The 12,829-nt window shown below is 68.4% G+C and carries 11 protein-coding genes and 1 tRNA gene; 9 read left to right on the top strand and 3 right to left on the bottom strand.

The window, feature by feature from the left end; genetic code table 11:
- Positions 1–38: 38 nt before the first annotated feature.
- The 6 genes from typA (at position 39) to U874_RS14970 (ending at position 6,781) form a co-directional block, all read left to right on the top strand.
- On the top strand, positions 39–1,946 hold the full coding sequence (gene typA, locus U874_RS0103135) for a translational GTPase TypA (RefSeq protein ID WP_025133094.1): 1,908 nt from the start codon (positions 39–41) through the stop codon (positions 1,944–1,946).
- A gap of 262 nt (positions 1,947–2,208) precedes the next feature.
- Entirely contained in the window at positions 2,209–2,874 is a 666-nt protein-coding gene (locus U874_RS15630) for a hypothetical protein (RefSeq protein ID WP_025133093.1), read from the top strand.
- Between the two features lie 118 nt (positions 2,875–2,992).
- Positions 2,993–3,066: transfer RNA gene (locus U874_RS0103125), tRNA-Pro, on the top strand.
- Positions 3,067–3,571: 505 nt separating this feature from the next.
- Complete coding sequence (locus U874_RS15900; protein ID WP_369802344.1) at positions 3,572–4,573, top strand: matrixin family metalloprotease; 1,002 nt, start codon at positions 3,572–3,574, stop codon at positions 4,571–4,573.
- Between the two features lie 744 nt (positions 4,574–5,317).
- Complete coding sequence (locus tag U874_RS0103120; RefSeq protein WP_025133092.1) at positions 5,318–6,472, top strand: GTP-binding protein; 1,155 nt, start codon at positions 5,318–5,320, stop codon at positions 6,470–6,472.
- A 102-nt stretch (positions 6,473–6,574) separates the two neighbouring features.
- Entirely contained in the window at positions 6,575–6,781 is a 207-nt protein-coding gene (locus U874_RS14970; RefSeq protein WP_081809869.1) for a hypothetical protein, read from the top strand.
- Here U874_RS14970 and U874_RS0103110 read toward each other — a convergent pair.
- The gene (locus U874_RS0103110; protein WP_025133091.1) at positions 6,778–7,194 is read right to left on the bottom strand and encodes an ester cyclase; all 417 of its coding nucleotides are present in this window, start codon (positions 7,192–7,194) and stop codon (positions 6,778–6,780) included. The two genes, U874_RS14970 and U874_RS0103110, sit on opposite strands and share 4 nt — an antisense overlap.
- Before the next feature lie 343 nt (positions 7,195–7,537).
- Between U874_RS0103110 and U874_RS0103105 the strand changes: the two genes are divergently transcribed.
- Positions 7,538–9,253: a sodium:proline symporter gene (locus U874_RS0103105; RefSeq protein ID WP_025133090.1), complete on the top strand. Its 1,716-nt coding sequence runs from the start codon at positions 7,538–7,540 to the stop codon at positions 9,251–9,253.
- On the top strand, positions 9,250–9,387 hold the full coding sequence (locus U874_RS15625; RefSeq protein ID WP_025133089.1) for a putative transporter small subunit: 138 nt from the start codon (positions 9,250–9,252) through the stop codon (positions 9,385–9,387). The genes U874_RS0103105 and U874_RS15625 overlap by 4 nt, the downstream gene beginning before the upstream one ends.
- Before the next feature lie 38 nt (positions 9,388–9,425).
- Here U874_RS15625 and U874_RS0103095 read toward each other — a convergent pair whose 3' ends face one another.
- The gene (locus U874_RS0103095) at positions 9,426–9,968 is read right to left on the bottom strand and encodes a YaeQ family protein (protein ID WP_025133088.1); all 543 of its coding nucleotides are present in this window, start codon (positions 9,966–9,968) and stop codon (positions 9,426–9,428) included.
- 28 nt (positions 9,969–9,996) lie between these two features.
- Positions 9,997–10,566 (bottom strand): MarR family winged helix-turn-helix transcriptional regulator, encoded by a 570-nt coding sequence (locus U874_RS0103090; RefSeq protein ID WP_025133087.1) that lies wholly within the window; start codon positions 10,564–10,566, stop codon positions 9,997–9,999.
- Positions 10,567–10,640: 74 nt separating this feature from the next.
- On the opposite strand from U874_RS0103090, the gene U874_RS0103085 reads away from it, so the two are divergent.
- Complete coding sequence (locus tag U874_RS0103085) at positions 10,641–12,815, top strand: MMPL family transporter (protein ID WP_025133086.1); 2,175 nt, start codon at positions 10,641–10,643, stop codon at positions 12,813–12,815.
- The last annotated feature ends 14 nt before the right edge of the window (positions 12,816–12,829 follow it).

Below are 12,829 nucleotides of genomic sequence, written 5' to 3'. Positions count from 1 at the left end.
TGTCGACGACCCGTTCGTCACGTTAGGACACCACCTCTATGGCTCTCGCCACTCGCGAAGACCTCCGCAATGTCGCCATCGTCGCCCACGTCGACCACGGCAAGACCACGCTCGTCGACGCCATGCTGCGCCAGACGAACTCCTTCGATGCGCACGCCGAGGTCGACGACCGGGTCATGGACTCGAATGATCTCGAGCGCGAGAAGGGGATCACGATCCTCGCGAAGAACACCGCGATCACCTACGAAGGCGAGCACGCGAAGAACGGCCCGATCGTCATCAACGTGGTCGACACCCCCGGCCACGCCGACTTCGGCGGCGAGGTCGAGCGCGCCCTCTCCATGGTCGACGGCGTCGTGCTGCTCGTCGACTCCTCCGAGGGCCCGCTGCCCCAGACCCGCTTCGTGCTGCGCAAGGCGCTCGAGGCGAAGCTCCCCGTGATCCTCGCGGTCAACAAGACCGACCGCCCCGACGCGCGCATCGAGGAGGTCGAGGGTGAGGCCCAGGACCTGCTGCTCGGCCTCGCATCGGACCTCTCCGAGGACAACCCCGAGATCGACGTCGACGCCGTGCTCGACGTGCCCACCGTCTACCTCTCGGGCCGCGCCGGCGCCGCGAGCCACACCCGCCCCGCGGACGGCGAGCTGCCCGACAACGAGACCCTCGAGCCGCTCTTCGAGACCATCCTCGAGCGCGTGCCCGCCCCCACCTACGACGACACGCACCCGCTGCAGGCGCACGTCACGAACCTCGACTCCTCGCCGTTCCTCGGCCGCATCGCGCTGCTTCGCGTGCACAACGGCTGGATCAAGAAGGGCCAGAACGTGGCCTGGGTGAAGCACGACGGCACGGTCGCGAACGTGCGCATCACCGAGCTCATGCTCACGAAGGCGCTCACCCGCTACCCGGCCGAGCAGGCGGGCCCCGGCGACATCGTCGCGATCGCGGGCATCGAGGACATCACCATCGGCGAGACGATCGCCGACGCCGAGGACGTGCGCCCGCTGCCGACCATCACGGTCGACGAGCCCGCGATCTCGATGACGATCGGTGCGAACACCTCGCCCCTCGTCGGCAAGGTGAAGGGCCACAAGCTCACCGCCCGCATGATCAAGGACCGTCTCGACCGCGAGCTCATCGGCAACGTCTCGCTCAAGGTCGTCGACACCGAGCGTCCCGACGCCTGGGAGGTGCAGGGCCGCGGCGAGCTCGCGCTCGCGATCCTCGTCGAGAACATGCGCCGCGAGGGCTTCGAGCTCACCGTGGGCAAGCCCCAGGTGGTCACCAAGCAGGTCGACGGCAAGACGCACGAGCCCTACGAGCACCTCACGATCGACACCCCCGAGGAGCACCTCGGCGCGATCACGCAGCTCCTGGCTGCCCGCAAGGGACGCATGGAGAACATGGTGAACAACGGCACCGGCTGGGTGCGCATGGAGTTCATCGTCCCGTCGCGCGGCCTCATCGGCTTCCGCTCGGAGTTCATGACCCTCACCCGCGGCACCGGCATCGCGAACGCGATCGCCCACGGCTACGGCGAGTGGGCTGGCGTCATCACGACCCGCAACAACGGCTCGATCGTCGCGGACCGCTCCGGCGTGGTCACCCCGTTCGCGATCATCAACCTGCAGGAGCGCATGTCGTTCTTCGTGCAGCCGCAGGCCGAGGTCTACGAGGGCATGGTCATCGGTGAGAACTCGCGCTCCGAGGACATGGACGTGAACATCACCAAGGAGAAGAAGCTCACGAACATGCGTTCGGCGAACGCGGACACCTTCGAGTCGATGACGCCCCCGCGCCAGCTGACGCTCGAGGAGTGCCTCGAGTTCGCGCGCGAGGACGAGTGTGTCGAGGTGACCCCCGAGGACGTGCGCATCCGCAAGGTCGTGCTCGACGCCAACGCGCGTGCGCGCTCCGCGTCGCGCCAGAAGAACTCGGGCAAGTAAGCCGGATCTTCCCAGCCGGACCTCCTGCGGCCGGAACTCCTGCGGCCGGATCTTCCGCCGCGCAGCGCCCCGTCCGCCTCACGGCGGGTGGGGCGCTGCGCTGTTCCCGGAGCACTCGTGCTGTCGCCCGGAGCACTCGTGCTGTCTCCCGGAGCACTCGTGCTGTCTCCCGGAGCACTCGTGCTGTCTCCCGGGGAACTTCGGCGAGATCCCTCGGCGAGATCCCTCGGCGCGTCCCCGGAGAACGGCGTAGGATCGGCCCATGGCACTCATTTACGACACGACGATGTCTCCGTCCAAGATGGAGCTGCTCGCGGCCTGGCTCCCCACGCGCCCCTGGTTCACGGGCGACGTGACCGCGCTCGAGAAGATCGGCGCCTACCGGTACGACGACCCCGAGGGCGAGGTGGGGATCGAGGGTCACCTCGTCACCGCGGGCGATCGCACGGTCTACCACGTACCCCTCACGTACCGCGGGGCACCGCTCGAGGGCGGCGAGGAGTTCCTCCTCGACACCTCCGCGCACGGCGTGCTCGGCACGCGCTGGATCACGGACGGGGTGGGGGATCCTGTCTGCCGCACCGTCTTCGCCGAAGCCATGGCCCATGGTCGCGCAGGCGCCGAGCAGGTGGGCGTCTCCGCGTCGGGGGAAGAGGCGCCGCTCCCGCAGACCGCGCAGGCGCAGGGAACGGGCTCGCCCGAGCGGGCCGTGCCGGAGCTGTGGGCGGCATCGGTCTCCACGCTCGGCGGCGCGAGCATCGCCGAGACCGGCTTCGCGACGCTCCGCGTGCAGCACGTGCTCGACGCCGACGCGCTCGCGGGCGGCGGACTCACCGCGGGAGACGGCGACGCCGCGCTCCAGGTGACCTGGGCGGGTCAGGAAACCCCGGTCACGCTGGCGACGCTGAGCGTGGTCGCCCCCGAGTAAGGAGCAGGCGCCCCGAGCGGTTTCCTCGCCCCGGCGAACGGAGCCGCGCCCGGGCCGCCCACGATTTCCCAGTTTGGCCGCGGACCCGATAGAGTAGTCCCTGCGTGAAAGCGCAAATCGGGATGTGGCGCAGCTTGGTAGCGCACGTCGTTCGGGACGACGGGGTCGCAGGTTCAAATCCTGTCATCCCGACAAAATGGCCCGGAACTCCGTTGAGAAATCAACAGAGTTCCGGGCCTTTCTTGCTTTCGGGAGCCCCTTGGGCCAACCGATTCACCAGCGGGGTTCTGATGCCAAGGCGGCTCTGCCTTGGCATGAGTGCTCCGCGTGTGAGTGTGTGCAGGGAGGTCCATGGCCACTGGACGGAAAACCCGCCTGGAGCTACCATGACTTCATCTGACGATTCATGCTGGTCGTTGTGACCCGTCCGGAATGACAGGAGCGGAGCGTGGAGAGTGCGGTTGGCCTCCGTTCGGCACAACGTCGGAAGATTGTGTGGATCTCAGTTGTCGCTGGGTTCCTCATTGTCGCAACTCCGTTTCTTCCGATTCCACTGACGGTGAGTTCCTCCGCGGCGTGCGCGCAAGGAGGCGACAGTACTTGCGATTCGTCACAGGGGCTCCAGTGGATTCCGCTCTACGAATTTGTGTTCGGTAGGCCGTAGTCAACGCCCGAGAAGGAAGGCTGATCTGTGAGGATGAGGTTCTTGAGCGTCGCTAGTGTCGTGCTCGTGGGAGTATTTGCCTCTGTAGTGTCTCCTGCTATCGCCACAGGAGGAGAGACCTACAGTCTGGATGATCTGCCGGCAGTCGAGTCAACACCAGGTGTAGAGCAAGTTCTGATCCTCCCCGAAGGGCAGGATTTTGTTATACCTGAGCCAGGGATGGAAGTGCGGTATGAGGCAATTGCCGCGGAAGGGGCACCTGAAGTCCTCGAGGTTCTTCTTGTCGCTGATGAAGACGGAGACGTAGCCGCACGGGTGGGCGACGAACTATTCGGTAGTGCCGAGGGAGTGGAGTACCTTCAACGGATCGAAGACGTTCTGGATGGTGCTGAACTCTTTGCCTCACTGAGCGAGCAAACAAGTCCGCCGAGCATCCAGGCTGCGGCGTCTCCGGTCAAGTGCACCAGTGCCGACTCGGCGATGCTGGGGCATAACTGGGCAAAGCGTCTCGTTGAATGGCAGTACAACCCGACCGGGCAGAAAGGCTCGGACTCGGCAGCGACCCTGCAGCGCGCAGCGAACCGTTGGAAAGGAAATCTCACTGGTTCGTGCGGAAACACGGGGTACTCCTCGCTGCGCACGAGTTATGCGGGAACAACCACACGCACCCCACTGCCTACAAGTGGGGGAGGCTGTGGGGCATACGCGGTTGCGCTCAACACGAAGGGGTGGGGTCCTCTTCCCTCAGGCACTCTGGCCGCGACATGTACTTACTCGATCGGGGCCTACCCATACCGTTCGGATCAGAAGTACAACACGAGCTATGCCTGGAACACCGGGAGCAGTACTGCATGCTCCGGAACTCGGTACGACCTGCAGGGCGTCGCGACGCATGAGTTTGGCCACACGTTCGGACTCGGGCACTCTCAGCAGGCGAACAACCAGGTCATGAAGCCGATGGCAAACACCTGCGAGTCAGCGATGCGTACCCTCGGGCGAGGGGACATTCGAGGGATCAGCTATTTGTATGGATGATCGGCGACGAAAAGCCTGCCTCAGCACACTCAGGTGAGTGCTGAGGACACCCTGGCCGATGTGCGGGGGCAGTGAGGTGTATTCAGTGTGCTGCCCAAACTCTCGCTCGCGGTGTACAACGACCTAGGCGCCTGAGGAATGCTCCTCTGCGGCTGTCTTCCGGCGTTCTTCTGCCAGGATGATTCGATGCACCTGCATTCGTGATAGCCGGACCGCCGCCGCGATAGCGGTGCCGCCCATGCCCGCGGCGTGAGCTTCAAGTACTGCTCGATCTCGCTGCGCGTGCGCGGTCTCTAATGCCGTCGCTGCGCGCTCCAAGGCGGCGTGCATATCGCTCATCGGGCGCTCAGCCAAGCGGAGATGAGCGTCGAGGCTGACGCGCCAGCTGCAATCGGAGAAGTGATCAGCGTTGACACTGCCAAGAATGCTCCTTCACGGTCATGGACAAGAAGCTCCGTGTTGGGTCGGAGCGAACAAGGGCTCGGTGCGGTCTCAGAGGCTGAGAACATCCAGCATGTCAGAGTCTGCCCTCGGCGGGTATCTCGTGCCAGATGGCTGATGGACTCGGAGCCGCGCCGGGCGTTCGTCTCGAGCAAGAAACGCGACCGCTGACCGGTCGGCCATCTCCGAGCCCCTCTCGCTCCCCAGAGCCCCGCCACCGGTCAAGCCGCGAGGAAAACGGAGGGGAAGGGCTGAGTGCCCTCGAGCGTGCTCTAGGCTGGCGGGCACGAGAGGAGCCATTCCATGCCGCGATCGCCGCGTTCCGCGCGCACGCACGCACCCCTCCCCGTGATCGGGATCACGGGCTACCTCGGTGCGGGCAAGACCACCCTGTTGAACCACCTGCTCCGCGTGCCGGGCGCGCGGGTCGGCGTCATCATCAACGACTTCGGTGCCATCAACGTCGATGCCGCGCTGGTGGCCGGGCAGATCGACGAGGCGGTCGCGATCACGGGCGGCTGCGTGTGCTGCTTGCCTGATGCTGGCGGGATCGAACCCGCGATCGCGAAGCTGGCAGACCCGGCGCTGCGGCTGGACGCGATCCTCGTCGAGGCGAGCGGCGTCGCCGAGCCCCTCGCGTTCGCCCGCATGCTCCGGGCGGCCACCGGTCGCGGGACACGGTACGGCGGTATGATCGAGGTGCTCGACGCCGTCGCGCATGATCAGGCGCCCGCGAGCGACGTGCGGCACGTGGCGACGACTCTCGCCGTGCTCAGCAAGACCGACCTCCTGCCCCCAGGGGACCGCGAGGCCGTGATCGTGCAGCTCACCGGGTCGGTGCGGGCGGCGAACCCGGCAGCGGCCGTCGTGCCCACGAGGAACGGCGCGATCGACCCCGCGCTCGTCTTCGACGCGGCGTCGGTGGAGGATCCCGCCGACGAGCTCCCGATCGCCGCACTCTTCCGTGCCGCAGCGGAGGAGGCCGCCCAGGCGGCTGCGCGGGAGGAAGCTGCGCGGGAGGCGGCTGCGCAGGAGGAAGCTGACCTGCACGGCAGCAGCCACGGCCACCGCCACGCGCACGCGGGATCCGCCGCGATCGAGTTGCCCACGCCCGTCACCGCGAGCGCCCTGCGCACCCTGCTCGTCGAGCCGCCCCCGGGGGCGTTCCGGATCAAGGGGCGGGTCAGCGTCCGGGGCCCGCGCAGCGTGCGCCGCCTGCACGTGAACGTCGTTGCGGGGCTCGTGCACCTAGCCGCGGCGCCGGGAATTGATCCCGCACTCCCGCCCGAGACGAATCCGCTCCCCGGCGAGCTCGTGCTGATCGGCCCCGAGCTCGACGTCGCGGAGGCGCAGCGGCGCCTCGCCGAGCTCGCGGAGCGTCCGCCCGCCGAGGCGGCCGAGGAAGCGTCGGCGTGGGCCGCGCTGCAGCGCCTGCAACGGCTTTCGAGCCCCGACTGAGCCGCCGCGGAGCGGCTCCGGGGCGCCCGCGCGACACGCCCGGATTGGAAACGCCCGCCTGGGAACTCCCGGTGAGGCCCGGGAAGCGAGTATCGTCGTCGTATGACTTCCCAGAGCTTCCTGCGTCTTCCCGAGTCGGTTCAAGTCCTCGTGACCGAGGGACTCGACGCCGAGGTGCAGAACGCGTTCGCGCGCATCGAGGAGGCGCAGGCCGCAGGGGATGAGACCCTCGTCCGCTTCCTGGAGGGCGACATCATGCGCGCTTCCGCGCTGCGCACCAAGATCACGGGCGAGGACCCGAAGCTCTAAGCTCCCAGCTGCGCGGCGAGCCCCGCCGCATCCTGCTGGATCCAGTACTCCACGATCAGGCCGTCGGCAACGCGATACACCGCGCTGCCGACGGTCTCGATCTGTTTGCCCGTCGGTGCGTGGCCGTCGATGTCCCCGACGTGCGCGCCCCGCTGGATCCACCGCGCGTAGGCGCGGTCGCCGTCGACGAGCAGCTCGTCCACCGAGAACTCGAAAGCGCCGAACATGTCGACCATCTCGGCCACGTGCTCCGTGTAGTTCGCGGGGGAGCGGTCGATCGTCTCGCGCGCCGCGGCGCGTACCTGGTGGGCGCGCACGCTGGGCGCCAGGAACTCGCCCGCCCGCTCGGGCTCGCGACCGCTGCGCACGGTCTCGAGGAATGCGGTGACGGTGTCCCGGGTGCTTCGGCTCATGTACCGATTCTGGCACGCTCACGGCGCCACACATGCACGCGTGCCTTGCGCCCGAGCCTCACCCGATTGGCTCTTCTCCCCGGAAACCGATAGGCATGGTGTGGGCCGTTTCGCCCAGAACTCCGTCGAAAGGGGAGCCCGATCCATCCGCCTGTACACGTCCATGCGCACGCCCACGCGCACTTCACACCCGCTGCCAGCCCCGCGCCGCTCCGCGAGCGCCTAATCGACGTCACCCGGCGATTCACGCCATCTGACCTCATCCCCACTTAGCGTTCCTTCTTTTCACCATTCGGTTCACCGGCATCGACGCCGACCATCCGTATCTTGAAAGGAACACGCCATGACGGAGCTCCAGCAGCTCTCGGGCCCGGTGGTACTCGGGCTCTTCATTCTCTTCTTCGGGGCGAGCCTCATCATCTCGCTCCGCATCAGCCGCAAGCGCGAGAACGCCGACGGCTACATGACCGGCGGAGGCCGCATCGGCTTCGGCATCTCCGCCGCCTCGATGACCGCGACCTGGATCTGGGCCGCATCGATGTACGCCTCCGCCACCTCGGGGTTCCAGTACGGGCTCTCGGGGCCCATCCACTACGGGCTCTGGGGTGCGCTCATGATCCTCCTGATCTACCCCTTCGGGCGCCGGATCCGGCAGGTGGCTCCCCGGGCCCACACGATCGCTGAGGTGATGTTCGCCCGCCACGGCAGGTCGAGCCAGCTCATGCTCGCGGGCTCGAACGTGCTCGGGAGCATCATCAGCCTCACCTCGAACCTCATCGCGGGTGGGGCGCTCATCGACATGCTCTCGCCGTTTACCTTCACGCAGGGCATCGTCGCGATCGGCGCCGGGGTGCTGCTCTACACGCTGTGGGCGGGCTTCCGCGCCTCCGTGCTCACCGACTTCATGCAGGTGCTCTTCATGCTCGGCGCTGTGGTGATCATCATCCCCGTCGTGTTCTTCGCCGCGGGCGGCCCGGCGCTGTTCGAGACGGGCGCCCACCGGCTCACCCCGCAGCAGGGCGATTTCTTCTCCTCCGACGCGTTCTTCAATCAGGGCGCCCCCTACATCGCCGCGGTGCTCGCGTACGCGATCGGCAATCAGACGATCGCGCAGCGCCTGTTCGCGGTACGCGAGGACCTCATCAAGAAGACGTTCGTTACCGCGACCGTCGGCTACGGGGCCACGATCATCGGCATCGGGATGCTCGGAGTGATTGCGCTCTACGCGGGGATCGAGCCCGCGGGCGGCGACGTGAATAACCTGATCCCGCAGCTCGCGGCGACGTACCTGCCGCCGGCGCTCCTCGCGCTGTTCTTCATCATGATCATCGGCTCGCTCTCGTCCACCGCGGACGCCGACCTCACGGCGCTCGCGTCGATCGTGATGGCCGACATCTACGGGCAGAACGTCGCGGGGAAGGGGCGCGCGAACCCGCGCACGATGGTGCTCATCGGCCGGATCACAATGGTCGTCGCGGTGACCGCGGGGATCTTCTTCGCCGGCTCGCAGCTCAACATCCTCGACCTACTCGTGTTCGTCGGCGCGCTGTGGGGCGCGCTCGTGTTCCCGGTGATCGCGAGCTTCTACTGGGACCGCGTCACCAACGCGGCGTTCAGCGTGGCCGTCGTCGCGGCGCTCGCCGCGTTCCTCCCGGTGCGTTTCGCATGGGTTCCGCTGAGCGGCGGCATCGGGCTCATCAGCGACGTGCTCGCGACCATCGGGATCGGCGTGGTGCTCGGCCTCATGGCGTTCGGCTTCTTCGGCCGCCGCGCGGCGCTCGGGGTCGGCCTCTGCGCGACGCTCGCGGCCGCACCGTTCACGATCGGGTTCCTGCACCAGTACCCGGTGCTCTCGGGCTCGCTCGTGGCGTACGCCGTGAGCACGATCGTGTGCGTCGGGCTGACACTCGCCTCCCGGCGTGCGCCGTTCGATTTCGCGCTGATCCGCGAGCGCACGGGGGACTTCGACCCCGTCACCGAAGCACCGGCGGGCGAGGTCCGCGCGGTCACATCATCCGCGGGCGATGCCCGCGCGGTCACGGAGAGGACGCACGCATGAACTGGAACACCGCACTACTCACCCTGTACGTGCTCATCTGGCCGGTGCTCGTCGCCGGCACCCTGACGGTCATCGTGCGCGCCTTTGTGCGGGAGTGGCGCGAGGCAAAGCGGGAGGGGCGCTCCATCATCTAGGCGCACCGGGATCCGGCGGCCGCGGGTGCCGGATCGCGCTACGCGATCCGGTGCTCGTGGATCTCCGAGCTGAGCGCCGTGCCGTTGACCTCGAGGTAGAGCTGCCCCTCGGTCACCGACACCGTCATCGTGGTGCGGCGCTCGATGAGCGGCACGAGGGAATCGATGAACCCGGGATCGAACGAGCGGATCGGGATCTCCGCTGCCGCGTGAATGGTCTTGCCCTGCCAGTTCGGCATGAGCCGCGCGGGATCGCGGTGGGTGTAGACGGCGGCTCGGTCCGCGAGCTTGCTCCCGTGGTGCAGCCGCTGCGCGTCGGGCGCCCCGATCTCGATCCACGCGGTGATCCTGCCGGTGAGGTCGCGCACGAGCACCGCGGGCTCGTCGGTGTCGGAAACGCCGCCGGCGGCGAAGGTGATGCCCTCCTCGTACTCGAGGCAGTACGCGAGCACGCGGGTGGCGAGGTAGGCGGCGGTCTCCGAGGGGTGGCGCGCGGCACGCAGTTGGAGGTCCTCGTAGACGCCGCGGTCGACGTCCGCGAGCTGGATGTCGAAGTTGTGGATCGTCGCGCCAATAGCCATAGTCATCGAGCCTAGCGCGCGCCGCGGGCTACTCGGGGTCGCGGGCCCAGTCGAGGTCGGCGACGTCGATCTCGCGCGTCATGTCGGTGAGGAAGCGCGTCACGGCGGCCCGCTCCGCGCTCGTGAGGCGGGCGGCCGCGTGGAAGCGCTTCGCGTGCTGCGCGCCGACGGTGCGGATGGCTGCCTCGCGCGTCTCGGGGGTGATCCCGATCGCGAAGGCGCGCCGGTCGCTCGGGTGGATCGTGCGCGTGATGTGCCCGCCGCGTTCGAGGCGGTCGAGCAGCTTCGTGGTGGACGGCGTGGTGATGCCGAGGTGGGCGGCGATCGATCCCGGCGTGGCGATCCCGCCCTGGTTCTCCGTGACGATGAGGAAATGGAGCGCGCGCATGTCGGTGCGGCCGAGGCGCATGTACTTGAGCGACGCCTCGGAGAGCCGGTCCTCGGCCTCGCGGAGCGCGCCGAGCGCGGCCATGAGCGCGCCGATCTCGGCGAGGTCGGCGCTCGGGATCCCCGCGCGGTCGACGAGCCGGCTCTCCGGGTCGTTGCCCGCGACGTCGTAGAGCCCGGGGTGGCTGGGCGCTGGATCGCTGGGGGACATGGTGCTATGTTAGCCCCACCGAAGAATTGCGCCGAGGGATATTATTAACCCAGGCTAGATAGATGGGATGAGTGATGACGGAGCAGCGCGCACGAACCGAGACCCGGCGGTGGCCCACCTGGCTCCGCGTGCTGCTGCCCGCGGCACTCATCCTCGTGTGGGTCGCCGCCGCGGGCGTGGGCGGCCCTTACTTCGGCAAGGTCAGTGAGGTCTCCTCGAACGATCAGACCACCTACCTCCCCACCTCGGCCGAGGCCACGCAGGTGCAGGAGCGCCTGGGCGACTTCCGTGAGGGCGACGAGATCCCCGCCGTCGTGGTGCTCACCCAGCAGGAGCCCTTCTCCGAGCAGGAGCTCGCCGAGCTGGGGGCGCTCGTCGCGGAGCTGCCCGACCGGGTGCCCGGCGTGGGATCCGGAATTTCGCCGCTCCTGCCCTCCGAGGACGGCCGAGCGGCGCAGCTCTTCGCCCCGCTCGACAGCGGGGAAGGGCTGCGCGACACGGTGAACGCGCTCGGGGATGAGCTGCGCGCCGAGGCGCCCGAGGGTGTCGAGGTGTTTGTCACCGGGCCCGCGGGCTTCACCGCCGACCTCGTGAACGGCTTCTCCGGGATCGACGGGATCCTGCTCGGCGTCGCCCTCGCCGCGGTCTTCCTCATCCTCATCATCGTGTACCGCTCGCTGCTGCTTCCGGTCGCCGTGCTCGGCACGAGCGTCATCGCGCTCACCGCGGCCCTGCTGCTCAACTGGTGGCTCGCAAAGTGGGGGCTGCTGATGCTCTCCGGGCAGACCCAGGGCATCCTCTTCATCCTCGTGATCGGTGCGGCGACCGACTACTCGCTGCTCTACGTCTCCCGCTACCGGGAGGAGCTGCGCCTCGTCGAGGACCGCGGCGCCGCGACGCTCCGCGCGCTCAAGGGCTCGCTCGAGCCGATCCTCGCCTCGGGCGGCACCGTCATCGCTGGCCTGCTCTGCCTGCTACTCTCCGATCTCAAGTCGAACAGCTCGCTCGGCCCGATCGCGGCGATCGGGATCGTGTTCGCCATGCTCGCCGCGCTCACGCTCCTCCCGGCGATCCTCTTCGCCTTCGGCCGCGCGGCGTTCTGGCCGCGGCGGCCGAAGTACGAGCCCGAGGTGGTCGCGGCGGAGCACGGCGTCCACGGCGGGGTGTGGGCGAAGCTCGCTGGCTGGATCAAGCGCCGACACCGGCCGATCTGGATCGTCACCGCGCTCGCGCTCGCCGTCGGCGTGGCCGGCGCCACCCAGCTCGACGCGAGCGGCGTGCCGCAGTCGGACCTCGTGCTCGGCGCCTCCGAGGCGCGTGACGGTCAGCAGGCGCTCGGCGAGCATTTCCCGGGCGGCTCGGGCAGCCCGGTGCTCGTGATCACGCCGGAGGCGCAGCTGCAGCGCACGGCAGACACGCTGCTCGCGCAGTCCGGGATCGACAGCGTGACGGTCGTCGCGACGGATGCCGTGAGCGGCGCGCTGCCGGTCACGGCCGACGGAATCACGGCGTTCGGCCCGCCCGGCGCCGCGCAGGCCGAGCCGACGGTCGCCGGAGGCGACGTGCTGCTGCAGGGCACGCTCACGGCGGCGGCCGACTCGGATGCAGCGGGGGAGACGGTCCGCGAGCTGCGCACGGCCCTCGCGGACGCCGTGCCCGATGCGCTCGTCGGCGGCGTCACCGCGACGGCCATCGACACGAACGACGCGTCGATCCACGACCGCACGCTCATCATCCCGATCGTGCTCCTCGTGATCACGCTGATCCTCATGTTGCTGCTGCGCTCGCTCGTCGCGCCGCTCCTGCTGGTCGCGACGACGGTGCTCTCCTTCGGCACGGCGCTCGGCGTCGCGGGGCTCCTGTTCACGCACGTGTTCCACTTCCCGGGCGCGGATCCGGCCGTTCCGCTCTACAGCTTCGTGTTCCTCGTGGCGCTCGGCATCGACTACAACATCTTCTTGATGACGCGGGTGCGCGAGGAGTCGCTCGCGCACGGCACCCGGCAGGGCGTGCTGCGCGGGCTCTCGATCACGGGCGGGGTGATCACCTCGGCGGGGCTCGTGCTGGCAGCGACTTTCGCGGCGCTGTCGGTGATCCCGATCCTGTTCCTCGTGCAGATCGCGTTCATCGTCGCCTTCGGCGTGCTGCTCGACACGTTCATCGTGCGCTCGCTCCTCGTTCCCGCGCTGAGCTACGACGTGGGGCGCGCGATCTGGTGGCCGTCGAAGCTCGCCCGCGGGGAGCGCTAGGCGCGGCGCGGGGC

The organism is Leucobacter sp. PH1c (assembly GCF_000633415.1).
GTDB lineage: Bacteria > Actinomycetota > Actinomycetes > Actinomycetales > Microbacteriaceae > Leucobacter.
This window is presented reverse-complemented; position numbering and strand designations above follow the sequence as displayed.

Coding starts and splice junctions, on each gene's coding strand:
- typA (WP_025133094.1), top strand. CDS start 39: ATGGCTCTCGCCACTCGCGAAGACCTCCGCAATGTCGCCATCGTCGCC.
- U874_RS15630 (WP_025133093.1), top strand. CDS start 2,209: ATGGCACTCATTTACGACACGACGATGTCTCCGTCCAAGATGGAGCTG.
- U874_RS15900 (WP_369802344.1), top strand. CDS start 3,572: ATGAGGTTCTTGAGCGTCGCTAGTGTCGTGCTCGTGGGAGTATTTGCC.
- U874_RS0103120 (WP_025133092.1), top strand. CDS start 5,318: ATGCCGCGATCGCCGCGTTCCGCGCGCACGCACGCACCCCTCCCCGTG.
- U874_RS14970 (WP_081809869.1), top strand. CDS start 6,575: ATGACTTCCCAGAGCTTCCTGCGTCTTCCCGAGTCGGTTCAAGTCCTC.
- U874_RS0103110 (WP_025133091.1), bottom strand. CDS start 7,194: ATGAGCCGAAGCACCCGGGACACCGTCACCGCATTCCTCGAGACCGTG.
- U874_RS0103105 (WP_025133090.1), top strand. CDS start 7,538: ATGACGGAGCTCCAGCAGCTCTCGGGCCCGGTGGTACTCGGGCTCTTC.
- U874_RS15625 (WP_025133089.1), top strand. CDS start 9,250: ATGAACTGGAACACCGCACTACTCACCCTGTACGTGCTCATCTGGCCG.
- U874_RS0103095 (WP_025133088.1), bottom strand. CDS start 9,968: ATGGCTATTGGCGCGACGATCCACAACTTCGACATCCAGCTCGCGGAC.
- U874_RS0103090 (WP_025133087.1), bottom strand. CDS start 10,566: ATGTCCCCCAGCGATCCAGCGCCCAGCCACCCCGGGCTCTACGACGTC.
- U874_RS0103085 (WP_025133086.1), top strand. CDS start 10,641: ATGACGGAGCAGCGCGCACGAACCGAGACCCGGCGGTGGCCCACCTGG.